Source organism: Vreelandella sp. DA03-1M, assembly GCF_055725665.1.
In genome coordinates this window covers 2,545,730-2,569,806 of record NZ_CM146798.1, presented here as the reverse complement: position 1 = coordinate 2,569,806, position 24,077 = coordinate 2,545,730, and the positions used below count along the sequence as shown (strand labels likewise).

At 53.8% G+C, this 24,077-nt stretch carries 20 protein-coding genes; 4 read left to right on the top strand and 16 right to left on the bottom strand.

Going from position 1 to position 24,077, the window contains the following annotated elements:
• Positions 1 to 3 precede the first annotated feature (3 nt).
• The 3 genes from ACXUPB_RS11970 to acnB form a co-directional block, all read right to left on the bottom strand.
• Positions 4 to 1,890, bottom strand: a complete 1,887-nt coding sequence (locus ACXUPB_RS11970; RefSeq protein WP_472952572.1) for a glycerophosphodiester phosphodiesterase family protein — start codon at positions 1,888 to 1,890, stop codon at positions 4 to 6.
• Positions 1,891 to 1,986: 96 nt separating this feature from the next.
• Positions 1,987 to 2,481 (bottom strand): ribonuclease E activity regulator RraA, encoded by a 495-nt coding sequence (rraA, locus tag ACXUPB_RS11965; protein ID WP_179917116.1) that lies wholly within the window; start codon positions 2,479 to 2,481, stop codon positions 1,987 to 1,989.
• A 182-nt stretch (positions 2,482 to 2,663) separates the two neighbouring features.
• A complete protein-coding gene (gene acnB, locus ACXUPB_RS11960) occupies positions 2,664 to 5,267 on the bottom strand; it encodes a bifunctional aconitate hydratase 2/2-methylisocitrate dehydratase (RefSeq protein ID WP_035557525.1) in 2,604 nt (867 codons plus the stop codon).
• Between the two features lie 527 nt (positions 5,268 to 5,794).
• Between acnB and ACXUPB_RS11955 the strand changes: the two genes are divergently transcribed.
• On the top strand, positions 5,795 to 6,496 hold the full coding sequence (locus ACXUPB_RS11955) for a MiaE family protein (RefSeq protein ID WP_335596313.1): 702 nt from the start codon (positions 5,795 to 5,797) through the stop codon (positions 6,494 to 6,496).
• A 27-nt stretch (positions 6,497 to 6,523) separates the two neighbouring features.
• Complete coding sequence (locus tag ACXUPB_RS11950; protein ID WP_335596314.1) at positions 6,524 to 10,423, top strand: AAA family ATPase; 3,900 nt, start codon at positions 6,524 to 6,526, stop codon at positions 10,421 to 10,423.
• A 44-nt stretch (positions 10,424 to 10,467) separates the two neighbouring features.
• Here the strand turns inward: ACXUPB_RS11950 and ACXUPB_RS11945 are convergent, their stop codons facing one another.
• From ACXUPB_RS11945 to queC, 4 genes are read right to left on the bottom strand one after another with little or no spacing between them, the layout of a single operon-like run.
• Complete coding sequence (locus tag ACXUPB_RS11945; RefSeq protein WP_035557534.1) at positions 10,468 to 10,725, bottom strand: YkgJ family cysteine cluster protein; 258 nt, start codon at positions 10,723 to 10,725, stop codon at positions 10,468 to 10,470.
• Positions 10,722 to 11,567: a 6-carboxytetrahydropterin synthase gene (locus tag ACXUPB_RS11940; protein ID WP_335596315.1), complete on the bottom strand. Its 846-nt coding sequence runs from the start codon at positions 11,565 to 11,567 to the stop codon at positions 10,722 to 10,724. Before ACXUPB_RS11940 ends, ACXUPB_RS11945 begins: the two co-directional genes overlap by 4 nt.
• Positions 11,567 to 12,223 carry a 7-carboxy-7-deazaguanine synthase gene (gene queE / locus ACXUPB_RS11935; protein ID WP_035557540.1) on the bottom strand — a complete coding sequence of 219 codons (657 nt, stop codon included), beginning with the start codon at positions 12,221 to 12,223 and terminating at the stop codon, positions 11,567 to 11,569. Before queE ends, ACXUPB_RS11940 begins: the two co-directional genes overlap by 1 nt.
• Complete coding sequence (queC, locus tag ACXUPB_RS11930) at positions 12,223 to 12,930, bottom strand: 7-cyano-7-deazaguanine synthase QueC (RefSeq protein WP_035557543.1); 708 nt, start codon at positions 12,928 to 12,930, stop codon at positions 12,223 to 12,225. Before queC ends, queE begins: the two co-directional genes overlap by 1 nt.
• Before the next feature lie 221 nt (positions 12,931 to 13,151).
• On the opposite strand from queC, the gene ACXUPB_RS11925 reads away from it, so the two are divergent.
• Positions 13,152 to 13,568: an SRPBCC family protein gene (locus tag ACXUPB_RS11925; protein WP_035557546.1), complete on the top strand. Its 417-nt coding sequence runs from the start codon at positions 13,152 to 13,154 to the stop codon at positions 13,566 to 13,568.
• A gap of 39 nt (positions 13,569 to 13,607) precedes the next feature.
• Here ACXUPB_RS11925 and ACXUPB_RS11920 read toward each other — a convergent pair whose 3' ends face one another.
• From ACXUPB_RS11920 to ACXUPB_RS11880, 9 genes are all read right to left on the bottom strand, one after another.
• A complete protein-coding gene (locus tag ACXUPB_RS11920; protein ID WP_035557549.1) occupies positions 13,608 to 13,847 on the bottom strand; it encodes a DUF2789 domain-containing protein in 240 nt (79 codons plus the stop codon).
• A gap of 87 nt (positions 13,848 to 13,934) precedes the next feature.
• A complete protein-coding gene (locus tag ACXUPB_RS11915; protein WP_035557552.1) occupies positions 13,935 to 15,011 on the bottom strand; it encodes an asparaginase in 1,077 nt (358 codons plus the stop codon).
• 29 nt (positions 15,012 to 15,040) lie between these two features.
• Positions 15,041 to 16,252 (bottom strand): MFS transporter, encoded by a 1,212-nt coding sequence (locus ACXUPB_RS11910; protein ID WP_035557555.1) that lies wholly within the window; start codon positions 16,250 to 16,252, stop codon positions 15,041 to 15,043.
• An 8-nt stretch (positions 16,253 to 16,260) separates the two neighbouring features.
• Positions 16,261 to 16,764 (bottom strand): hypothetical protein, encoded by a 504-nt coding sequence (locus ACXUPB_RS11905; protein WP_035557558.1) that lies wholly within the window; start codon positions 16,762 to 16,764, stop codon positions 16,261 to 16,263.
• 95 nt (positions 16,765 to 16,859) lie between these two features.
• Positions 16,860 to 18,116, bottom strand: coding sequence for a DEAD/DEAH box helicase (locus tag ACXUPB_RS11900; RefSeq protein WP_035557561.1), 1,257 nt, complete (start codon positions 18,114 to 18,116; stop codon positions 16,860 to 16,862).
• A gap of 575 nt (positions 18,117 to 18,691) precedes the next feature.
• Positions 18,692 to 18,901: a hypothetical protein gene (locus ACXUPB_RS11895; protein WP_472952566.1), complete on the bottom strand. Its 210-nt coding sequence runs from the start codon at positions 18,899 to 18,901 to the stop codon at positions 18,692 to 18,694.
• A 65-nt stretch (positions 18,902 to 18,966) separates the two neighbouring features.
• Positions 18,967 to 19,572, bottom strand: a complete 606-nt coding sequence (locus ACXUPB_RS11890; RefSeq protein WP_235272544.1) for a PqiC family protein — start codon at positions 19,570 to 19,572, stop codon at positions 18,967 to 18,969.
• A 10-nt stretch (positions 19,573 to 19,582) separates the two neighbouring features.
• The gene (gene pqiB / locus ACXUPB_RS11885) at positions 19,583 to 21,283 is read right to left on the bottom strand and encodes an intermembrane transport protein PqiB (RefSeq protein WP_035557567.1); all 1,701 of its coding nucleotides are present in this window, start codon (positions 21,281 to 21,283) and stop codon (positions 19,583 to 19,585) included.
• On the bottom strand, positions 21,276 to 22,598 hold the full coding sequence (locus tag ACXUPB_RS11880) for a paraquat-inducible protein A (protein WP_082072575.1): 1,323 nt from the start codon (positions 22,596 to 22,598) through the stop codon (positions 21,276 to 21,278). The genes pqiB and ACXUPB_RS11880 overlap by 8 nt, the downstream gene beginning before the upstream one ends.
• A 412-nt stretch (positions 22,599 to 23,010) precedes the next feature.
• Between ACXUPB_RS11880 and ACXUPB_RS11875 the strand changes: the two genes are divergently transcribed.
• Positions 23,011 to 23,988 (top strand): calcium/sodium antiporter, encoded by a 978-nt coding sequence (locus tag ACXUPB_RS11875; protein WP_035557573.1) that lies wholly within the window; start codon positions 23,011 to 23,013, stop codon positions 23,986 to 23,988.
• Positions 23,989 to 24,077: the final 89 nt, after the last annotated feature.

Below are 24,077 nucleotides of genomic sequence, written 5' to 3'. Positions count from 1 at the left end.
GTGCTACTGACGAAGCCAGTTGCGCAGTTTCACCAGCATTAGCGCCCCGTCGCTTAACTCACGGCGAATCTGAATAAGCTCTGTTAAACGATCTGGGTAGTCAGTGATAATGGCATCGACGCCCAGGTCAATCAGCGTCGACATTCTAGCGCGGTCGTTAACCGTCCAGGCGTGTATTTCGTAGCCGTACAGCCGTGCCAGGCGAACTTCTCCTTCCGTGATGCGGTTATGGCGCAGGCCTAATGCGTCAAAACCACGACGATTGAGTGTGCCGGGCAGAATGAGCTGCGCCAACAAAGTAACGCGCAGTTCTGGCGCCCGGACATTAATATACTCAAGTAGTGACGGCGACATGGTCGCCATCCGCATATCCAACAGCGCATTGGGGAAACCGCAGGCGGTATAACCATCAAAGGCGTTTTGTTGGGTTGCCCAGCAGCGGTAGCGAATGTCGCTCTCGGCATTTAAGGTATCAATAACGGCATCGGCTAACGCTTGCTCTTGACCCGGCAGGGGCTTGATATCAATCATTAACCCCGCTTTTCCACGAACTCTTTCGAGCGCTTCGTCCAGGCCAGGAATGTTCTCGCCTTGAAACGCATCCCCAAACCAACTGCCCACATCGAATTGGCTAAGTTGGTCTCTGGTTAGCTCACCAAACTCACGGCTGTCACCAGTTAGCCGTGCCATGCTGCGGTCGTGGTAGAGCATTACCTGCTGGTCACTGCTCAAGCGTACGTCAATTTCGATATAATCAGCACCATCAATCAGTGACTGCTCTAATGCAGAGAGGGTGTTTTCAGGAGCCACCATGGAGCTTCCGCGGTGGGCTATCACTGCGACGTTGTCACGAATTTCGAAGCTATTCAGAATCCACCATGCTTGAAGGCCGGCAAAAACAAGCACGCTGAGCTCAACCGCCCAGGCAAGGCGCCCTGCGTTCGTATCTTCCGGTGGGGCCGCCGGGCGTGGTTCTTGATGCGCCAGCTGCATGTACAAGCAGGCAGAAAGAAGGGCGTTAGTGGCAATACCCAAAAAGGTAATGGTCAGCGTAATCAGCACATAGCCCAACAGGTACGCCAACATCGCCGGTATGAGTACGGCGTTATGCTCAGGCAGCCACCACAGCAAGGGCGTAAATAGCCGGTCGAATAGCAAAGTGGCCAGTAACGGCAGGCTGATAATAATCAGTAGCAAGAGCAGAACCGCTGCACCAATTGAGCGTCGCCAGCCGCGCGTTAAGCTAACGCTACGCTTCAGCGCTCGCCAGGGGTTGCACCTTTCCAGGGCCACTAAGGGTAGTGCGAGCAGCCAGCGCAGATAGAGCCATGAGGCCGCCCATATCCAGGCAATGATCAGGGGGAGGGCGCAGCCAATGAAGTACCACAGCGCGGGGGGGCGCACTCTCTGTAAATAGTAAGGGTCTATACCGCTGAGCCAGAAGCTATATAACCAAGCCAGCCCGAGCATAAAAGGGGCCAATAGCAGTAAGTGTGTGCCTACCTGAAGAATCACCAACCCAGCGAGTGCTGGCAAACGTTGAGTGCTTAGCCAAAGTGCTTCAAGCGCTAGGCGGTAGTGATTGTCGCGGGGTCTAATCGCAACTTGCAGCATGCCCGCCTGTTGCCAATAAATAATTAAAAACGTGAATCCAAGCCCTACTAACATACCCACTAACCCGAGTGGACTAAACAGCAGAGCGATCAGCTCATCGTTGGTAACGACGGTCCGGTTGAGTTGGGCAAGTAATCCGCGTATCACCCAGGTAATGGCGGGTAGCAGTAAGGCTGAGGCAAGCAGCGTGAAAAACAGGTGATAGGCGATCAGAGGGCGAAGATGATCGCGCAGCGTGCGCAGTAAGGCAGAGCCAAGGTAGGTCAAAGGCTGCATCGTCACTAAACGGTAAGAATGAATTACCAGGGTGGCAGTAAGCACCACGCCTGGCAAGTGGACTGTTACCAATCCTTATGGGTGGTCAAGAAATAGTCAGGGGAGGGGTAGCTTATGCGCAGCAACAATAATGCCGTTGTTATCTGCATATAACCATTGGCCGGGCTGAAGGGTGACGCCTGCAAAGGTGACGTCAATATCACGCTGACCTTCACCGCGCTTTTCACTCTTGCGCGGATGGCTTCCCAATGCCTGAACGCCAATCGGCAGGGCGGCGAGTATATCCACATCGCGCACGCAGCCGTACATAACAACAGCTGCCCAGCCGTTGGCGACGGCCTGCTCTGCCAGCATATCACCCAGCATGGCGCAGCGATGCGAACCGCCTGCGTCGACCACCAGCACCGCGCCATTACCTGGCTCGGCGACCGCCTGCTTAACCATGGAGTTATCTTCAAAACATTTAATGGTGCGAATAGGACCATAAAAGGCTTCAAGACCGCCAAAGTTAACAAACAGTGGGTCTAGCACGGCGACTTCTGGGTGCGCATCACAAAGATCGGGTGTCACAATTTGCGTTGAATTCGTCATCACACGCTCCTAATGGTAGAGGCTGTTGATATTAAACCGGTGTCCAAAGGCAGTGCAAAAAAACGCCCCGCCCTGAAGAACAGTGGCGGGGCGTTCGGTCATCGACTCAGAAAATGCAATCTGTCACATTCTCTGCGATGGTGCGAGCATCGGCGATGGGGTGATCAGACTCAAGCGTTAAACTAAGCTTCTTGAGCGATCGGAATCACGTTAGAGGCGATCTTTTGATACTCCTCGATTTCGTGAAAATTCATATAACGATAAATCTCGCCAGCCATGGCGTCAAACTCACCCATGTAACGTTGATACTCTTCAACGCTGGGTAGGCGTCCTTCTACCGCGGCAACAGCCGCCAGTTCCGCAGAGGCAAGGTACACGTTGGCACCATCGCCCAGGCGGTTCGGGAAGTTTCGTGTAGACGTAGACACGACGGTGCTCTTGGCAGCAACGCGCGCCTGGTTACCCATACACAGTGAACAACCCGGCATTTCCATGCGGGCACCGGCACGACCGTAAATACCGTAGTAGCCTTCTTGGGTCAGCTGGTGCTGATCCATTTTCGTCGGTGGTGCCAGCCACAGCCGGGTTTTTAAACTACCGGCAGGCTGCTTTTCAAGCAACTTACCCGCAGCCCGGAAGTGGCCGATGTTAGTCATGCATGAACCGATAAAGACTTCGTCGATTTTCTGGCCAGCTACTTCTGATAGCAGGCGAGCATCGTCGGGGTCGTTCGGGGCACACAGAACCGGCTCTTTAATTTCAGCCAGGTCAATTTCGATAACTTCAGTGTACTCGGCATCTTGGTCGGCACGCATCAAGCTCGGGTTAGCCAACCATGCTTCCATACCTTCAATACGGCGGCTAATGGTACGTTCGTCACCGTAACCGTTGCCCATCATCCACTTCAATAGGGTGATGTTGGACTTCAAGTATTCGGTCACGCTCTCTTCTGACAGCGTAATCGTACAGCCAGCAGCAGAACGCTCGGCAGAGGCATCGGAAAGCTCAAAGGCTTGCTCGACGGTTAGGTCTTCCAAACCTTCAATTTCCAACACGCGGCCTGAGAAGGCGTTTTTCTTGTTGGATTTATCGACCGTCAACAAGCCCTGCTTGATGGCGTAAAGTGGAATGGCGTGAACCAGATCGCGCAGCGTAACGCCCGGCTGACGTTGGCCCTTAAAGCGAACCAGTACCGATTCCGGCATATCCAGCGGCATTACACCGGTAGCAGCAGCAAATGCTACCAGGCCTGAACCGGCTGGGAACGAGATGCCCAGCGGGAAGCGGGTGTGCGAGTCGCCGCCGGTGCCTACTGTGTCAGGCAGCAGCATGCGGTTCAGCCAGCTGTGAATGATACCGTCGCCGGGGCGTAGTGAAACACCGCCGCGGTTCATGATGAAGTCCGGCAGAGTGTGGTGGGTATCCACGTCGACCGGCTTAGGATAAGCGGCGGTATGGCAGAAAGACTGCATGACCAGATCGGCCTGGAAGCCTAGGCAAGCAAGGTCTTTCAGCTCATCGCGTGTCATCGGGCCGGTGGTGTCTTGAGACCCAACGGTGGTCATTTTAGGCTCGCAGTACATGCCTGGGCGAACGCCGTCCAAACCACACGCTTTGCCAACCATCTTCTGGGCTAAGGTAAAGCCTTTGCCAGTATCTTTGGGCTGATCGGGTAAGCGGAAAACGTCAGAGGCCGGTATTCCCAACGACTCACGCGCCTTGCCGGTTAGTCCGCGACCAATGATAAGAGGGATACGGCCGCCAGCACGAACTTCATCCAGGATCAGCTGCGTTTTAAGTTCAAACGTAGTGATGACGTCATCGCTGCCATGCTTGCAGACTTTGCCTTCATAAGGATAAACGTCGATGATGTCGCCCATGTTCAGGTTGGTGACGTCCATCTCTACCGGCAGGGCGCCTGAGTCTTCCATGGTGTTGAAGAAGATAGGCGCGATTTTGCTACCAAAGCAGAAACCGCCAGCGCGCTTGTTCGGGGCGTAAGGAATGTCGTCGCCAAAGAACCAGAGTACGGAGTTAGTCGCTGATTTACGTGATGAACCAGTGCCCACAACGTCACCAACGTAAACAACCGGAAAGCCTTTTGCTTTAACGTCTTCAATCTGCTTGAGCGGGCCTGTGGTGCCTTGCACCACAGGCTCAATGCCATCACGCTCGTTTTTAAGCATCGCATTGGCGTGCAGCGGTATATCAGGGCGTGACCAAGCATCTGGCGCCGGAGACAAGTCATCCGTGTTGGTTTCGCCAGGTACTTTAAACACGCTGAGTGTAATTTTTTCAGCCAGGGCCGGTTTAGAGAGGAACCACTCAGCATCTGCCCAAGATTGAATGACTTCTTTAGCAACGCTATTGCCGTTCTTGGCGCGTGTTTCGACATCATGGAAAGCATCGAACATCAACAGTGTGTGCTTGAGCTGCTCACCAGCTTCACGGGCAAGCTCCTCGTTATCGAGAAGTTCAACCATTGAAACAATGTTGTAGCCGCCCTGCATGGTGCCAAGCAGTTTAACAGCATGCACCTTGTCGATCAGCGGCGAGCTTGCTTCACCTTTCGCGACTGCAGTTAGAAAACCCGCTTTTACATACGCGGCTTCATCAACACCGGGCGGTACGCGATTGGTGATTAAATCGAGAATAAACTCCTCTTCACCGGCCGGTGGCGTTTTAAGCAGCTCAACTACTGACGCTACTTGTTCGGCGGTTAAGGGTTTGGGCGGGATGCCCTCAGCAGCACGTTCCTCGACATGTTGGCGGTAAGCTTCAAGCACGTTGGGGCCCTCTCATCTACGTTCTGATTTACTTTATGGTGACGGCCTACACGTAGCACCGTATTGGCTGCGCAGTGTTGGAAAGTGGACCAATCACATAGGACATACGCTTGACAAACAGCATATGGTTGGATGGCCGAGATTCTACGGCAAACTGTCGACAATGTTAAGCTGGCATGGCGTGACCTCTGTTGTACTTTATGTTGATGTCACGATCTAAATGAATCAAAAAGCACCTTTTTATTAGTCGTTTGGCTCAAATTCAGGAAAGTTTTTACCATTTTCTAATTTAACATAGGCTTGTGCGGGTGTGATTGAGGTTACAGCGGGTTACCATAGACCTCAATTTATAACCTTAGAGGCATCCTACTAATAGTGTCCGTATAAAGTGTGTGGAGCATTTTTGAGCGAATGACTACATTAGTAATAGGCGATGCAAGGTATAAAGATTTGTACCTAACAGGGACTGAGCGTTTTGAGCGCTTATATGTTGTACAATAGTGAAACACAAGATTGGTAATGGTGTTATGTCGATACAACCCAGTACTTTACAAATCAGTACTTTCCAAACTGATAAATTACAAACGAATGCCTTGCAAAGGGCTGACCATGCGTTAAAAGCGGATGATCTGTTGCCTGAAAGCCTGCGCCAGTTTCTGGCCTGTGCAACCCCTGACGCATGGCTGCAGTGGGCGCTCGAAAATCCTGAAACGCTATTAATTGACCACGCGCAATGTGAAAAAAAAGCCGCTTCTACGGCAATGAGTCTGCTCTATCGCTATGTTGATCAGCCGCTGTTGCTCAGCAAAATGTCGCAATTAGCCCGTGAAGAGCTGCTCCATTTCGAGCAGGTAGTCGCGCTTATGGAAGCACGCGGCGTTGCCTACCAACATTTAACGGCATCACGTTACGCTGAAGGGCTTAGGCGACACTTGCGTAGTAATGATCCCGAACGGCTAATTGATGTGTTAATCATCGGTGCGCTTATTGAAGCACGTAGCTGTGAACGGTTTGCTTGTTTGATTCCTTATTTAGACGAAGAGCTTGCCAAGTTTTATCGCACTCTTGTGAAGTCAGAAGGCCGTCATTTTGAAGACTATTTGTTGCTGGCTCGCCAGCAAACAGCAAGCTCTATTGACGAGCGGATCGCTTTTTTTGTAGCGCGTGAAGCGGAGCTGATTACTTCGCCCGATACGGCTTTTCGTTTTCATAGTGGTGTGCCAGCTTAAGCCGCTTAGCCCGGCAGGATGTTTATCATGCGCGATGCTCGTGAGACAGACCAGTTAACCTTATTCGGCCACTTTTCGCTTACCCAGGGCGAAGATGTATTGACCCACTTTAGTTACGACAAAGTGAAAGCGCTGCTTGTTTATCTTTTGCTGCACCGCCAGCCGGTCAATCGGGCTGCTCTGGCAGAGCTGTTGTGGCCCGACCAAGGGTTGTCATCAGGCAGAACCAACCTGCGCCATGCGCTGCACTGTTTGCGCCAATCGTTAGGTGAGAGCGCCGACCAAGTATTAAGTGTCTCCCGGCAAACGATTGCTTTTCAACTTCCTAATAACTGGCAGGTTGACCTCCATACGCTGCAGCAGCTCTTAGAAGGACCCCGCGATTTAAATACCCTTGAAGCGCTGATGTCTTGTTACCAAGGCGACTTGATTGAAGAGCTGCAACTGACCAACTGTAGCGAATTTCAGCGCTGGTTAGTCCAAGTTCGTAATGAGTGGCGTCAGCGTGTCATTCGTTTTGCTGAGCAGGTGCTCGAAGCTCACGCCGATGTACCTGATTCAATTTTGGAAGCGTTGGTCAGCCGCTTTTCAGGCTACGGTCCCTTTCATGAGCGTTTGGTTCGTCAACTCGCCGAACAAAACCAAATGGCTGCTGCCCATGAGCAGTACAACAGCTATTTACAGCTGTTAGCGCTGTCGGGTCAGCAGCCTGAGCCAAGCTTTCTGCAGTTAGCCAGCTACTGGTCAGATGGCCACCACGACCCGCGAATGATGAGCCCTCAAGGCGCCTTTTCGCGCGCGCTGGCAGCAGATAGTAAGCCGCTCCGTGAAGATGAAATCGAACTGCGTCAGCTCTCCGTGATGGCTATACGCTTGCATCTAAAAGGGGAGTGGCAAGATCGCGCGGCGACACGCCACTGCCTTACGCTGCAGTTGGAATTACTACGCTGGTTAGAGCAGCAGTGCCATCACTTAGGCGGCTTTTGGCTACCAGGCGCTACGGGCGGCTTAGGCTTGGCCTGTTTCGGTACTCATGGCCCCGCGCATCAGCTGGCGGAACTAGTAGCGCTTTATGAGCATTGTCGTCAGGCCCTTCCCCAAGAGAGCGGGCGCCACTGGACTGGTGAGGGTGATATACCGCACTTTGAGTTGGCCGCTGGCTTGCACAGCGGTCGTGTGGTGTACCTACCCGAGCGTCAGTTAGCGGATCCGTTAGGGCAAGTCACGCAAATGTCTTTGGAGCTGATGAGCGCAGCAGAAGGTAGTGAACTGGTTATTTCCCAAGAAGCCAGTCAGCATATGCCGCCCGCGCTTGATCTTCAGCCACGCCTGGTGTCACGTTTGATCGCCAGCGATGGTCGTGTGCGCCTGCGTGCTCTGGTGCTGGGCCAGAACGAAGGCGGCCGCGATGCACTTCCCCCCAGCTTGGTGGGCCGTGAGACGTCGCTGCGTACCCTGCGCGATGCGCTGGCGCGGGCGGGTATTGGCTTGCGCCAAAGTGTATTGGTGCGTGGTGCCTCGGGTATGGGAAAATCGGCGTTAATGGTCGGTTTTCGCCAATTAGAACTTAGCCGTGACGCGGCGATATGCTGGCAGCCCACCACGCGTCTTTCGGTGCTAGACCCTTATGGGGTGGCCCGCACGCTGGTTGGCTGGTATCTCAAGCAGGCGCTTACCGTTGAAGCCATTCACGAACTACAGGCAACGCTAGGGTTTGATCAGCTGACGGCTGACCGGCAGCATCTGTTGGAGCAAGCGCTTGGAGTGCATGAAGTACAGGAGATCACCCAGCTTGCCCAAAGTGGCGAAGCCGTTGAGCTGGTCGTGATGCTTTTGCACCGTTTAATTGAGCGGCAAGCAACGACCCACACGCTGGTGTTCATGATTGATGATTTACAGTGGCTGGATGAACCCTCCTTTAAAGTATTGGCAGGGTTGCAGGCAAGACTACCCATCAATACTGCTTTTATGTTGGTCGCTAGTCATCATGGGCGTGAAGCGTTGCCGGTGAAATTGCACTGGGATCAGCAAATTAGCTTAGGCAACCTGGATGCGCTGCAGTCTTCACGGCTATTGTCGCAGCTTTCCCGCCGTTACCGTATCCACCTGAGTCCGCGGTTGCGTAATCAAATTATTGAGCGCTGCGATGGTGTGCCTCTGTATATGCAGGAGATTTGCCGTCGTTTGGATATGGATCGCCGAGAAGGGCGCAGTGTTCAGTTTGAAGAACTGCCCAAAGGGTTATTAGGGCTTTTAGCAAGCCGTATTGATCAACTTGAGGGCGACCGTGAAATTGCCCACGTAGCAGCGGTACTGGGTAAGCGCTTTCGGTTGGATTTTCTACTTGAGTGCAGTGGCTGGGAAAAAGGTCGGCTTAACCAAGCGCTTGAGCATATGCGGGTACTGGAAATTGTTGAGCCGGTTGATAAAGAGAGTGGTGACCATGAATTCCAGTTTAGTCACCAGTTGCTGCAGGAAGCCGCTTATCTCTCTTGCCCGAGAGATGTGCGGGTCAAGCTGCACCAGCAGGTGGTGACTTTAATAGAAGAGCGTTTTCCGGTATGGATCAGTCGTCACCCCGGTGATTTCGCGACCCACCTACGTCGTAGTGGGCACTATGCCCGTGGCGCCCGTTACTTTGAGCTGGCCGCTCGGGAAGCGCTCAAGGTCAGTGCTAACCGAACCGCACTGCGTATGGCGGATTTCGGCTTAGCGAGCCTTCGCCATGTTGAGCACGAGATCGAGCGTGAAGTGAGTCTGCTCACCGTTCGCGGTCAGGCGGCCTTTTCGTTAGAGGGGCATGGTTCACCGACCGCCCACGAAAGCTTTGTGCGTGCACGAGAGCTGCTGCGTGAATCGGGCAGCGATAGCCTTGAAGACCCGGAAGATCTTGAACAGATATTCCTGGTGAAATGGGGGCTCTGGGTCGGTCGTAGTCAGCGCTATGCCCATGCGGATGCGTTTGCTTTGGCTTCAACTCTGGCCGATATCGCGTCTCGTCTCGAAGACCCGCGTTATCGCCGTTTAGCCGATTATGCCCGGGCTAATTGCGAGTATTGGGCTGGGCGCATTCAGCAGGCGCACGATCACTTGGATGAAATTGATCCGCTGAATGCGCAGATGATGATTGAGTGGCTGCCATTCTCTGATCACCCGCAGGTTTCTGCTGCCTGCTTTCAAGGCTGGGCGCTCTGTTTGCGTGGCGATTATCAGCGCGCTGAACGTCAAGTCTCGTCGGCGATTCGCCTAGCGGAGAAGATTGCACACCCTGGGACTTTGGCGATGGCGCTATTATTTGCCGCGGCGCTTTATCGTCAATTGGGACACGTTCATCTGGCTGCCCGGCACGCCGAGCGAGCGGCCGCTATGACCGGCACACCAGATTTGCAGCTATGGCAAATTTCCGCACAAATTATTCTCGGCTGGCAGCGGGCGTTGGCAGGGGATACGGCGGGGCTTACCCAACTGCGTGACTGTCTAGATCAGATGGCCGAGCTGAAAGGGCGTAACCGCTACCAGCGGCCAGTGCTCTGGTATTCGGATGCGTGTATTGAGCTGGGCGAGCTAAACGCTGCAGAGGATTACCTGGATCAGTGCTTAGTGATCGCCCGTGAAAGGACAACGCTATTCCTGCCGGAATTAGCCACCCAGCTTGCCAAGGTGCGTGATCTGCTTGGGCATCCCGCCAATGAGGTGAAAGCATTAGCTGAGATGGCGATTAACCAAGCTCGCGAGCATGGCAACCGTCACCAGGAGCTGGCGGCCCTTGAGCTATGGTTGACGCGCATTGAGCCTAATGACCAGCAGGCCAAAGAGAGTTTCAGGCGCTTGTTGAGCGAAGTCAGCCACAGTGATGCCCCGGTGTTGACACGCTGGATCAGCTTGCTGGACCGCCGTTTGCCGCTCCCCGTGAGCATTGAAAGCTAGCCCTAAGGGAGTTGTCTTTGGCAGAGGGGCAGAAATTGCACTTTCTAACGTGTGTCTTCTTCTAGCCAGGTCAGCGTGGCGAGCGCCTCTTCTCGGTGCTCGCCACACACGCTGGCATCAAAGTTAAAACGTTCGCAAACCTTTGGGCGGCTCGGGTCACCAAATAGACGACACAGGTTGTGCTCATCTAGCTGAACACAACGTACCCCTGCCGGCTTGCCTTCTGGCATGCCGGGAATAGCAGAGCTAATCGAAGGCGCAATGCAGCAGGCACCACACCCCGCACGACATTCCTCGCTCATTGCGCAGCACTTGGTGAAAACATAGCAATCGCGCCCTTGTTGATACCCTCGAATGCCTGAATGCGTGTGGCTTGACCGCTCTGTGTGGCGACTTCCTGTGCCAGCCAGGCCGCAATATTTTCTACCGTGGTCGGACCGGGCAGCACGGTACACAGCGACTGTGGCAGGGTAATGGAAAAATCTCCCTGGGCGGCTCGGTAGCGGCAGGTAAGCGTTTCACTATTGCGAGCCGCGATATCTGCCTCCTCAAGAAGGTAACGATTATCCAGCCGTGCCGCCCACTGTTGCTCAAGCAGGGTTTGGCGCGCCGCCTGCTGCCAGATATACAGTCGTGAACGGTGGCCGTGGGCAATGCGCTGGCAATTTCCTGCGTGTCGTTTCAGGCCGTGGCTGTAGCCGTATGCGGCACCGTCGTTGGGTTCATCGCTCAGTGTCAGGGAAACCCGGTCAACATTTTCAGGACGCTGCTCGGTCAGTTGGTGACTTAAATGCTCGGCGACCATTTCAAGCGTAATGGCTTGCCAGGGAAGCAGGGTGAATGCCTCTTTCGGCCCGCGTACTTCCATCGGGTAGGGCGTCGTGGTGCGAACGCATAATCCTTCAGGGCATTCGGAGACACTGATGCCTGGTGCCTCGGTGGGGACCAGCAGGGTATGGTCTAGCCCGCTGTCCAGAGTGCGTTTGATCCACGGCTTCACTTCACCAAAATCGAAAAGCATGCCGTCTTCACCCAGCTCGCCTTCCAGCACCGCGTCTACCTGCCAGCTACAGCCGACCAAGCCGCGCTTGGCGCACCAAAGCGAGACATCGATATGGGTCAGTTGTTGAACGAATAAAGCCATTAATCAAAACCTGCTAATTTATGCATTTGCAGCGAAAGACGCCACTGTGGATTAGCCATACAGTAAGCGGTCGTCTCAGCAACGGTCGTCTTGTCCTGGTGTAGGGGAGCAAGATCCATCGGCTGTAAAAAAAAGTGGTGAAAATCCAAGCTTGAAAACTGCTCCGGGGGCGCATCAGCCTGGGGGTAAACGAGCTTTAATTCGTCGCCATGGGTAACGACCAAGGGATTGTTGCCCTTGGGGCTAACGCACAGCCAATCAATGCCAGGGGGTGGCGCCAGCGTGCCGTTGGTTTCGACGGCCACCTCAAACCCATGGCGGTGTAGCGTGGCAATCAACGCCGCGTCAAGCTGCAGCAAAGGCTCACCACCGGTAAACACGACATAGGGAGTTGCTTTGGGCTTGTCACCACCGCTTTGGGTAGGCCAAAGGGCTGCGATGTGTTCGGCAAGGGCTTCGGCGGTGGCAAACTTGCCACCGTTGATACCGTTCGTGCCAATAAAATCGGTATCGCAAAACGTGCATTTAGCCGTTGCACGATCCACTTCGCGGCCCGACCACAGGTTGCAACCGCTAAAACGACAAAAAACACTTGCTCTACCAGCCTGGGCGCCTTCCCCCTGCAGGGTATAAAACGCTTCTTTAACTTGATACATCAGCGTTGTCCTGCGGTGTCTGAGGTATATGGCAGTGGGTCTGTCACCCCGTTAGCGGCAAAGGCGGCTAGTCGTTCGCGGCAGCTACCGCAAACGCCGCAGGCTAATTCACGGCCTTCGTAGCATGTCCAGGTGTGGCGGTAGTTCAAGCCCATGGCCAAGCCCTCACGCAAAATCTCGGCCTTGCTTGAGGAGAGGTATGGCGCGTGGAGCGTGACGGGCTCGAAGTTGGCAATGCCTGCGACATGGTTCATTGCCTCAACGAACTCGGGACGGCAGTCTGGGTACAATATGTGATCGCCGCCATGGGCACCGTAATCGACTCGCTCTGCGCCAATATTGACCGCTTTGGCAATCGCCAAAGAGAGTAAAATCATATTGCGATTAGGCACCACCGTAGCGCGTAAAGTGTCCGCGGCGTAGTCGCCGTGGGGCATCGCTTGGTCTGGGTTGGTCAACGCTGAATTGTTAATCAGCCCGTGGATAGCGCGAATATCGACCACCTGGTGGGGCACGCCAAGCGTGGTGCATACCTGACGAGCAGTGTCGAGTTCACGAGCATGCCGCTGGCCATAGTCAAACGAGAGGGCGTGGACGGTAAGCCCTTCGCGCAGCGCGCGGTGAAGTACGGTAAAAGAGTCCATTCCACCGGAGTAGATAACGACTGTCGTGGCGCTATCAGCGGCCACAGGGGGTATTGATGACATGAGAAAACACTCGTTGTCGGAGAATTTATTGATCGCGAGCAGCAATTTGCTGGCGCGGCGTTCCGGGGTCCGGTCCGGAAGGGCGGCAGTTTACGCAATAGCCGTTAATCTGACCAGTTCTAGCGTCTATCGATGTAACTGATTGAGGTAAAAAATGCGTAGGTGGGCAGCATTAATATCAACATGCTACGCTAACCATCCATGTTGTTAGAGGCGAACCAATGGCAACGATTGAACATAGTGAAATCATTAACGCTCCGCCGGAACGCGTCTTTGATCTATTGCGCCGCGTCGAGGATTTTGCCGATTACTCGGATCTGATTCGGTCAATAGAGACCTTGGGCGAAAATCGTTATCGCTGGCACGTACGCGCTGTGGGTATGGACTGGGCGTTTGATGTCATGGTTACTGAGATTCAGCCACCCAATGTGCTTGCCTGGGAGTCGCTGAATGGCGTCAAGAATCAGGGCCGCTATCGCCTTCGCGAAGTGCCAGAAGGTACCGAAGTGGCGTTGACGCTAAGCTATGAAATTCGCAACCGCTTAATGGAGAAAGCCGTTAACAAAGCGGCCAAGCCGCTAGTCAGTAAAGTCAGCCGTCAGATTCTCGAACGCGTTGAGGCACGGTTAAATCGATAGCGCCGCACTAGGCGGCGTGGTGTTGATCAAACCGATGAGTTATTGAGTTTTATGCATCGAGGCATCAAGGTGGTCGACGACCTCTGCCCAATCCGCATCTTCCTCTACCGCTTCTTTTAGAAATTCTGCCTGACCCTCGTTCCAGCAGGGGGCTTCAGCCAACGGCATCGTTTCTGGGAGCGGGGCGTTGCGTTGGATAAAGCGCTCGATTGAATCTGCGTCAGATGCCAGTCCCAATTGCTCGAATAGCTCGCTGAAATGGTGTACCGGTTTTTCCATAATTTGTTGCTCCTTCAAGCGGTTAAAAGTCTTCTTATAACATAGCTGGATTCTCAGCCTACGCCACTATTCAACCGCTTTGATTTGCTAGCGTTCACCGACTAGCGACGTCAAAAAGAGCTGTTGCCGGTCTTCTAACGCGAGTGGCTGGGCCAGTAAGTGAGCCAGCTTGGTGAAAGCCGCCTCTGGCGTCATATCATCGCCTGCGAGTACACCTGCATTGCTCAGCCCATGCCCAGCTGCGTAAGCACCCAGGTGGACACTGCCCTGTGGGCACTGGCTAATGGCGGCGAGCAGCTTGCCTTCCCCCCTGACCCTGGCGAGAACGTCCAGCACACTGGGGTCGCCAGGGAGGTTGCCAGCGCCCCAAAGCTGAAGTAACGCCCCTTTAACCCGCGAATCGCTCAACCAGGCGTCCAACTGCCAAGCTGATATGCCCGGCCAAAGAGCGATGCGAACGATCTCTCCCTGATTGACCAGTCGGTAGTCGGGGAGCTCGAAACGCGGTGCGCCACGCTGTTGCAGGCCAAGCCCGCGGCTGGGGTAATAAACAAAATCGTCGCCTACGCGCTCGCCGAGCAGTGGGTAGTTGGGGCTGGCAAAGGCGTTGGCTGCTTCGCTATGCTGCTTGATGGCGCGGACGCCCCGCAGTAATTGCCCTGCAAAGTAAATAGCCACCTCTTGGAGTTCAGGCTTAGCAGCAAACTGCAGCGCGCCGTGCAAATTGTCCAAGGCATCGCTGCCGGGCGATTCCAAGGGCGACATTGAGCCCGTGACGACCACTGGTCGATCTAAGCCCTGAAGTTGATAGGCAAGGCTAGCGGCGGTCCAGCTGAGTGTATCGGTGCCGTGAATAATCACGAAACCGGCGTAGGCCGTTAACTGGTCGTTAATATCACGGGCGAGCTGTTGCCAAGTGAGCGGAGTAGCCGCACTTGAGTCAATCAGCGTGGCGTAGCTGATGACCTGGTAAGGTGGAAGTAATTGCTGTTGGGCAAGTGGTAACTGGTTAAGAGCCGTCGCCATGCGAGTTGTAAAGTCGCCGCCAGGCGCAAGTCCTTCTGCATGCTGTTGCATACCGATGGTGCCGCCCGTGTAAATAACTAAAATGCGCTCTTGGGTGGGAACACTGTCGGCTAGAGGGGAGTAGGGGGGCATCGCCATCTCCTGGGGCTTTATGCGAAAACTGTTAATCAGAAAGTGGGCGTTACACGCTGTATCAAAAGTTCGCCGCTCTGGTCATCCAATCGCTGATTGCGGCCCGCCAGTAGCGCGAAGCCACAGCAAACCGTGATCAGTGCGATTAACAGCCAAGCTATCTGTGATGTGTTGGCGCCCGATTGCAGCATAATCCCCACACCAAAAGGCCCTAGTGCTGCCAATGTATAACCCCCGCCCTGAACGAGCCCAGAAAGCTGACCGGCAAGGCGCGAGTTGGCTGTGCGTAAGACTAACAGGCTTAGCGCCAGGCTAAAGCTGCCGCCCTGGCCGATACCCAGTAGTGCAGCGCCTGGCCATTTCCATATTAGTGGCGCGATCAGCAGCATCCACAGACCAAGGGCGGTGCTAAGCAGCACAATCAATAGCGCGGGGCGCTGATCACGTCCCATACGTGCAAGCCAGGGGGCGCTCAGTGCCGAGGCAAGCTGGCACATAATAGAAATCGCCATGGTCCAGCCCGCATCGGCCTCGTTATAACCGCGATCAACCAGCAGTGTAGGCAGCCAGCCAAATACGATGTACGCCATGGATGATTGAATGCCCATGAACAGCATAACGTGCCAGGTGAGCGGTTGTTTAAGAAGCCGTAAAATACCGCTTTTGCGCGCTGTAGGCGTGCTTGTCATTGTGGTGCGGGGCATTTGGAAGTGCCACAGCACCAGCGCGAATAGCGCCAGCAATGACCAGCTCATCAAGCTCGCCTGCCAACTGCCGAGCAGTTGCGTTAATGGGACGCTAAACCCGGCTCCTAACGCGCCACCTAAGCAGAGCGCCATGGTGTATAAGCCGGTGAGCAGGTCTGCGCTGTCGGGGAGTTCACGCTTAACCAGGGCCGGTAGCAGGGTGCCGCCAATGCCGATCGCACAGCCTGCCATTGCTGAGCCGATAAAGAGCCCACCGGGGAGGGGTAAACCACGCAAAATCAACCCAGCAGCCAGCAGTGTCAGTGCCGCACTCAGCGCCCGTTCGCTGCCTATGCGTTTAGCCAGGGCAGGGGCAAGTGGGGCGGAGAGGCCTAAAAACAGTACTGGGAGCGTGGTGAGTAGCCCCGCAGCAGTAGCGGAAAGCCCCGCGCTTTCTTGCAGGCGAGTAAGCAATGGGGCAACCGAAGACATGGCGGGGCGTAAATTAAGCCCCACCACAACCATCAGCAAAATAAACGTAATCGAGCGACGCGTTGCCATACGAGTATTTACTTAAGGTGGGGACGCAAGTCTCCGCGAACGGCATCGAGTAGCGTAATGAAGTGGTAGTCCTGGGGAGTGTCCAGACAGTCGACCCTGACGTTTGTGCGCATGCCTTTATCCATATTCAACTGGTCAAATATTTCTAAAGTAAGCTTGCGAGCAGGTTTATCGCCTGGCGCCAAGATGCCATCTTCAAGGGTAAAGGTTTCAAGCAAGGTAACGCGTACACGAGTGCTATTGCCTTCGCTAAGCACACGGCGCACAAATAGCCAGCCTTCGCAGGGAAGTGCGTGGTTGTCATCCCGTTGGCGTAAGAAAATCGTGCGGTAGCAGGCGCCTTCAACCGACGCTTTTTCAGCCATGCTGCGATAGGCCTGTACCACCTGATTAGCCGACGCCCGGGCGTCCTCTAAGCGCTGTACGATCCCTTGATGTTCGCGGCTGAGCTGCTCTTGACGTTGAAACGTCAGCCATTGGCGGTACTCGGCCATCAGTTGAGAAGACGCCATAATCACTCCGTGAAAAGTATTGGCTAAAATAGCTGCTGGAAACAGCGGCTTGGAATATGCAAAAACGACACCTTCGCATATTCCTGCACTCTGAGCTAGCGCCGCGCGCGACGTTTACGCTCGCCACCGGTATTGGCACTCTGGCCTTCGGGTTTGCGTTTAGCGCGAGGCTGACGTTGATTGCGTCGGCCATTTTCGATGGGCTCAGGTTTGATACTGGGGTCGGGCTCAAAGCCAGGTTCAATGTGCTTTGTTAGCTTCTGCTTGATTAGCCGCTCAATATTGCCTAGCAAGGCATCTTCATCGACACACACCAATGAAACGGCTTCGCCATTGCTGCCAGCACGACCGGTGCGGCCAATGCGGTGGACATAATCTTCCGCCACGTTGGGTAGGTCAAAATTGACGACGTGGGGCAACTCATTGATATCCAGTCCACGAGCAGCGATATCGGTGGCCACGAGTACCTGCAGGTCACCGCTCTTAAATGCCGTTAGCGCGCGAGTGCGAGCTCCCTGGCTTTTATTGCCATGGATCGCCATGGAAGGGATGTCCTGCTTGGAGAGCTGCTCTGCAAGGCGGTTAGCGCCATGTTTGGTGCGCGTAAATACCAGCACCTGGAACCAGCCGTTTTGCTGAATCAAGTGGGCCAGCAACTCACGTTTCTTCTCGCGATCAACACGGTAAATCGCCTGCTCAATTTTATCGGCAGTAGCATTACGCGGCGCTACTTCAATCATCGCCGGATTATCCAGCAGCTGTTGTGCCAGGGTCTGGATCTCATTAGAGAACGTCGCCGAGAACAGCAGATTTTGGCGCTTTTTGGGGACCAGACGCAGCAAGCGCTTAATGTCATGAATGAAGCCCATATCCAGCATGCGGTCGGCTTCATCAAGCACTAAAATCTCTACACAGGAGAGATCCACATGCCCTTGCTGGTGAAGATCCAGCAAGCGGCCTGGGGTGGCAACCAGTACATCCAAACCGGCTTTTAGTGCATCGATTTGAGGCTGTTGGCCGACGCCACCAAAAATAATGTGGGAGCGTAGTGCCAGATGCTGGCCATAGGTCGACACGCTTTCGCCTACCTGAGCGGCAAGCTCACGGGTAGGGGTTAGCACCAGTGCACGTACCTGACGTTTCCCAGGTCGTTTGCCGGTGTTTAAGCGTTGCAGCATTGGCAGCGTAAAACCAGCGGTTTTACCAGTGCCGGTTTGGGCGCTGGCCAGCATGTCGCGGCCTTCAAGTACAACGGGAATAGCCTGTCGTTGTATCGGGGTAGGCTCAGTGTAACCTTGCGCTGTGACAGCGCGTAATAAATCGGCGTGCAGGCCAAGTTCAGAAAAGCTCATGCGTTCTCCGCAATCACCTAGTGAGTTAATACCGGTAAGTGGTTATTGTCACTAGATGTAATGTTCAAAAAGCGAGGTTGATTGACCTTCGCGGCAGCGAAGTGTGCCAGATATCTCAACATGCCGCGATGGTCGTTAGTTAGCCGTGGATGACCGTGAAAGGAGACGTGAAGATTACAGCGCTAAGAAATGCTGAGACTGATGTGCACGGGCACATCAGAAAACTTACGTATCAGTAATTAGCCGAGCAGTGTAACACGAATATACAATGCCAGCCTGTTTAGCTCTCTTGTGTCAGTGGTGAATGCTGGGCATGAAGAGGGATCAACCGAGCTAATGTCGCGGGCGGTAATTGCAGCTGGGCAAGCTCGCCAGGTGTTAACCCAAAAAATTGCTCGGGTGTGAATACGCCTAGCTGAAATAGTTGTTGTGCCGTCGCCGGTCCCAACCCATCAAGGGCGAGTAGTCGTCGTGCAAAAAGAGAAATAAAACGATTTTTTTGTTTGTTATCGAGCTCGGCGCAGGTGGTTTGATAGTAATTTCCCGCGTGCAGCGTAATAAATTGCTCAATACGCTCAAGCGCGGCTAGCGGCTAGCGTTGACGCGTCGAGCGAGTGAATGGCTAACTGATCGAGTAGAGCGTCGTGACTATGCAATGCTGTTTCAAGGGTTGCGAGTGTCGCCTCTCCCTCCAGCAGGGAGGTCACTGTCTGCATTAACGCATTGACCGCCTCGCGCAGTTGTTCAGCGGGCAATTCAGCAGTGTTGTTCGTTTCAACTATCATGAGAACATTCCTGAGAAGGCTGATATTTAGCGTAGTTCAGCAAACCGTGGTTAGTAAGCCTTGAATTAATTAAAATAATTGCCTTGGCGTATTTCATTGGCGATAAGCTCGGCGGCTTGATCCCAGCTTTCGCTCAGAGCGCGCACGAGCGCTGGGTAGCCATCTGTTTCAAGCGGTGTCTCCGAGTAGAAATTCTCCATTACCAACAGTTCGCCAGCACTGTTGACTAATTGCCATTGGCCACTCGCGACGGCGACACCATCAAAACGGCCTTGGAATTGATCAACAGTAAGGCGCAGGGTCAATGCGTTAGCGGGTTCGCCCTCTGCGCGCATCACCCTGAGCGTGGGCATCGCTTGCGATAAATTGGCGCGCATGCGGCGTTCTAACTGCCTATCCAACCCTTCCGCCCACTGATGCTCACGTGCCGCGTTCAGCGTAATATCGTCTAACTGCATCACTATGCCGTCAACGTCAAGATAATGCGCAAGTCGAGGGCTACTCAGTACGAGTGTACCCTCTGGCTGGTTAGTGGTACTGCTCACAGTGTCGCTCGGTAGCATATAGCGCGCAGGGGGAGTAACACTGCTGGCGCAAGCGGTTACCAGTGCGCAGATCATTAGTAGCAGTAAACACTTGATCCAGTTCGTCATACTCGTCCCTATAAGCATGGAGGGCTCCTTAATCACGTGGCGCGCGCGGAATGGGGTCTTGGGCATCCAGGTTATCAAACAGCAGAGCCCTGGGATTGTCGTTAAGCGTGCGGGTAAGTGGCTGCAAGTCACGCATTAAGCGATCCAGTCGTTCGATGGCAGTGGTGAGCTCTTGGTAAGCGGACGATGACGGAGACAGCCCTTCCAGCGTGCTACGTAGTTCCTCAAGAGTCCCGTTTAGGTTGCCACCAATCGCCTGGGTCTCCGGATCATTCAGCAGCTGATTGAGAGAAGCGCTTACTTCACGTACTTCATTAAGAACACCCTCAGAGGCCTGCAAATTACGATCCAAGCCAGCAAGTAACGGCTCAACCTCAAGGCTGTTCAGTTTCTCAAGCAAATCGGTCACTTGTGCTTGAATCTGCGCAAACCCGCCCGCCACCGTAGGGAATACGTCGCGCTCAGAGAATCGTTCAGCGACATACTCGTCGGCAGGGTCTCGTTGGAAGTTTAAGTCGACAAACAGTGCGCCTGTCAGCAGATTGCCACTTTTGAGTGACGCGCGAAGCCCCAGACCAAACATGCGCTCGAAACGAGCTTGCCACTCTTCTAGATTAATATCGCTATTTTCAATACCCAGGCGCTGCGGCTCAATCCGTATCAAGACAGGAATTGCAAAGCGCGCGCGCGAGTCAGGCTGAGGAGCGGTAAAGTTCCAGGGCACGGCGGCAACAGTGCCCATTCGCACCCCGCGAAACTCTACAGGGGCTCCTTTTGAAAGACCGCGAACCGTTTCATCTACCAGCAGTACATACTCTAAGTAACGATTAAAGGTGCCTTCTCGTGCCGCATCTTCATCAGCATAAAGGGTGAAGCGCGTATTGGCTTCGACTGGCTGCCCCATAGGTAGGTCTTCAGGTACGCCAAACGTAACGCCGCCGCCGAGTAAGGCTTCAATGGATTCGACGTTAACGCGTACACCATCAGCACCTAAACGAAAATCAATACCACTAGAGGTCCAAAAACGTGTGCTGTCGGTCACTAAGTCGGTATACGGCTCTTCAATAAATACCTGATGCTGCATAGTGCGTGAATCAGGTTCAAAGCTATTTTCTTCAATGCGCCCCACGGTGTAGCCCTGATAGGAAACCGGGTCGCCGACGCGAAGGGAGTTTCCCAGTTGGCTGGTTAGGCTTAGTCGCAGGCCTGCCTGCCCGGCCGGGGCGACGGGAGGGATATCGCTGACAGGAAACTCGCGTCTAGGTGCTTCTTCAGTGCCGGGCTCAAGCTGAATGTAAGCGCCGGATAGTACGGTACCCAAGCCACTAATCCCTTCACGCCCAATGCGCGGTTTAACCACCCAGAAGCGACTATCTTCGCGCAGCATATCCTCGACTTCCGGCTGGATGCGTGCGGTTAATACTGCATGAGAGAGATCATCGGATAGACGCACACTCTGTACACGACCAATTTCAACATTGCGACTGCGGATCAGTGTATTGCCCGCTTCGATGCCCTCTGCATTATCCATGGTAAGCGTGACTTGGGTGCCCCGACTGGAGTAGTTGTCATATACCAGCCATAAGCCAATCGCAATGGCGACGATAGGCACTACCCAAATAGGAGAAAGGCGCGTTTGACGCGATGTCTTGGCCTTATTTAAATCCTGTTCGCTGGCGGAGTCAGCATTAGCCTGGTTGGAAGTAGGCGGAGTTGTTTCATTAGCCATCAACAGGTTCCTTGGTGGCCGCTTTACGGCGAAGAAGAAAGTGGCGAAGAGAGTTTCTATGGGGAGGTGATGTATCCCATATTAAGCGTGGATCAAATGTCATCGCCGCCAACATGGTTAACACAACCACAGAGCCGAAGGCGAGTGCAGCTGGACCTGGTGTAATTGACATTAATGATCCTGCGCGGATCAGCGCCACCAAAATAGCGACCACAAAAACATCGACCATCGACCAGCGGCCGATAAATTCCGTTAAGCGATAAAGCCGAGTACGGCTTTGGGCATTCAAGACGCTGCTGCGTCTAACGACTAGGCAAAGCCAGGTTAAGGCAACTAATTTGCCGACTGGTACGATAACGCTGGCTATGAAAATGACGGCTGCAATTGGCCAGGAGCCCATCTGTATCAGTTGAACGACACCGCCTATGATGGTTGATGGTGAAGAGTTGCCCAAGCTTGTGGTGGTCATAATAGGGTAAACATTAGCAGGAATGTACATAATCGCGGAGGCGCCCAGCAGTGCCCATGTGCGCTGTAAGCTATGCGGTAACCGCTGGTGAAGCTTTTCATGGCAGCGAATACAATGTCCTCGGCCCTGTGGCGATAGACGATTAATAAGCCCGCAGGTGGGGCAGCCAGTTAGCCCTTGGCCAGCGGCAGGGATTCCAGTTTGAGTGCCGTCGGGGGCCAGGGGTTCTCCCTCTAGCGAGAACCACATCCAATCTGCGTCGATAGATTGAGTGGTCATCAGTAGTAGCAGTGCAAACACGCAAAAACCCCAAAAGGATATACCTAGCTCAACATCGGCTAGGCCCGCTATTTTGATCAGGCTTACCAGGGCGCCAATAATAAATACGTCGGCCATCATCCATGGCGTTAAATGCGCTAATGAGCGGGCTATATCGCGGCTAAAAGGCAGAGGGTGATCCCGCAAGAGGCCAAACTGGAGCCAAAGCACGCCAAGCAGGTATACCGCTGGCAATACCACTATGGTCATGATGATGGCGATTGCGACGAGCGGTTGATGAAAGCCAATCAGGGCAGTGGCGGTTTGGGTTAACTCAATGCGGTTGCTAACCCCGCTAACGGTAAAACTAATAAAAGGAAATGAGACGGCCACCATTAGTGCAATGAGAGATGCGATGGCGAGCGCCATGCTGCGCTGAGCAGGGTAGCGATGGCGTTTGACTAATACATGCGAGCACCTTGGGCAGCTTGCTCTTTCACCAGAGCTGAGTGGTGGTAGTGCGGATACCCAGTCACATTCATGACAGGCGCGCAAACGCCTTCGCTGAGTTCGAGTCTCAGGCGGCATGAGGTCAACAAGGGGGGTGTTAACCGGTAGTGCGCGGCGCTTTATCAATCGTTGTGGAGGCAAAAACCAAAACTCTCAGTGCGAATACCTAGCTAAACTACTAGGATGTGGCGAATTAAGCTGTTAATTACACATTTTAGCAAGTTTATGTCACTGAAATAATGTTCAAAAACATAGCCAAGCCGCTTGACCATGGCATCAGTTTAGACAACGATGCTGCGGCGCAATGGCGAGTGGCGGCGGATGAACAGCACTGCCGGTTGCTTCTCTGCCAGGATAGCTCCTCAGCAAGAGGTCGCAACGTGATGGTTAGCGTTGCTAGTAAAATCATCTTGGCGCCCTCGCTATGAGGGGGCGCTAAGCTACAAAACGTTGAAATTAGTGCCGTTCATTATGCCATGAAGGAAATGAAATGCTGCTTCCCACATTAGCGGTTGTGTTTGGTTTGATATTATTGGTTTGGAGTGCTGAAAAGTTTATTGATGGCGCTGCAGCCACATCGCGTTGGCTTGGGCTTTCGCCGCTGTTGATTGGGATGCTTGTCATCGGTTTTGGTACCTCGGCCCCAGAAATGATGGTATCGGTGCTGGCGGCAATAGATGGTAACCCAGGGCTGGCGGTAGGTAATGCATACGGCTCTAATATTGCTAATATTGGCTTAATACTGGGGCTAATAGCGCTTATTTCGCCATTAGCCGTTCATTCCAGCGTTATCCGTAAAGAAATGCCAATACTTATGCTAGTCATGCTGGTGACTGGCTTGATGCTGCTGGACGGTTTTGTAGCACGCTGGGAAGCTGTCTGTCTTTTACTGGCATTAGTGGCTTTTATCGTTGTTAGTATTATTCGCTCACGTAGTCAGCCTGACGACGCAATCGTATCTGAAGTAGCTGAGACCCTGGATAGCAAACCGATGTCCCGGGGTAAATCCATTATGTGGACCCTGGTAGGGCTGCTGTTTTTGATCGCTAGTTCACGTCTATTGGTGTGGGGGGCGGTTGAAATTGCAGTTCGCTTCGGTGTAAGTGATTTGATTATTGGGCTAACCGTCGTCGCTATTGGTACCTCGCTGCCGGAACTCGCTTCTTCTATTAGCGCTCTGCGCCGGAAAGAACACGACATGGTATTGGGCAACGTGGTCGGTTCTAACCTGTTTAATAGCTTGGCGGTCGTTGGCCTAGCGGGGGTTATCGCGCCCATTGAAGCAGGTCGGGAAGTATTGGTGCGCGACTGGAGCGTGATGACGGGTATGACACTGCTGATGATTCTATTTGCGTTTTCTTGGCGTGGTCGCCCACGGCGCATTAATCGTTTGGAAGGTGGGATATTGCTGGCGCTTTTTGTCGCGTACACCGGCTATATGGTAAGCGTCGTTATTATGTCTCGTTAGACGTATGTTCCTAATAGCGCAGCGCTATGGTGCTTGGTGCGTCAATGCGACCCATCTTGGGTGTTAGGTTGTCAATGTATGATGGTGAC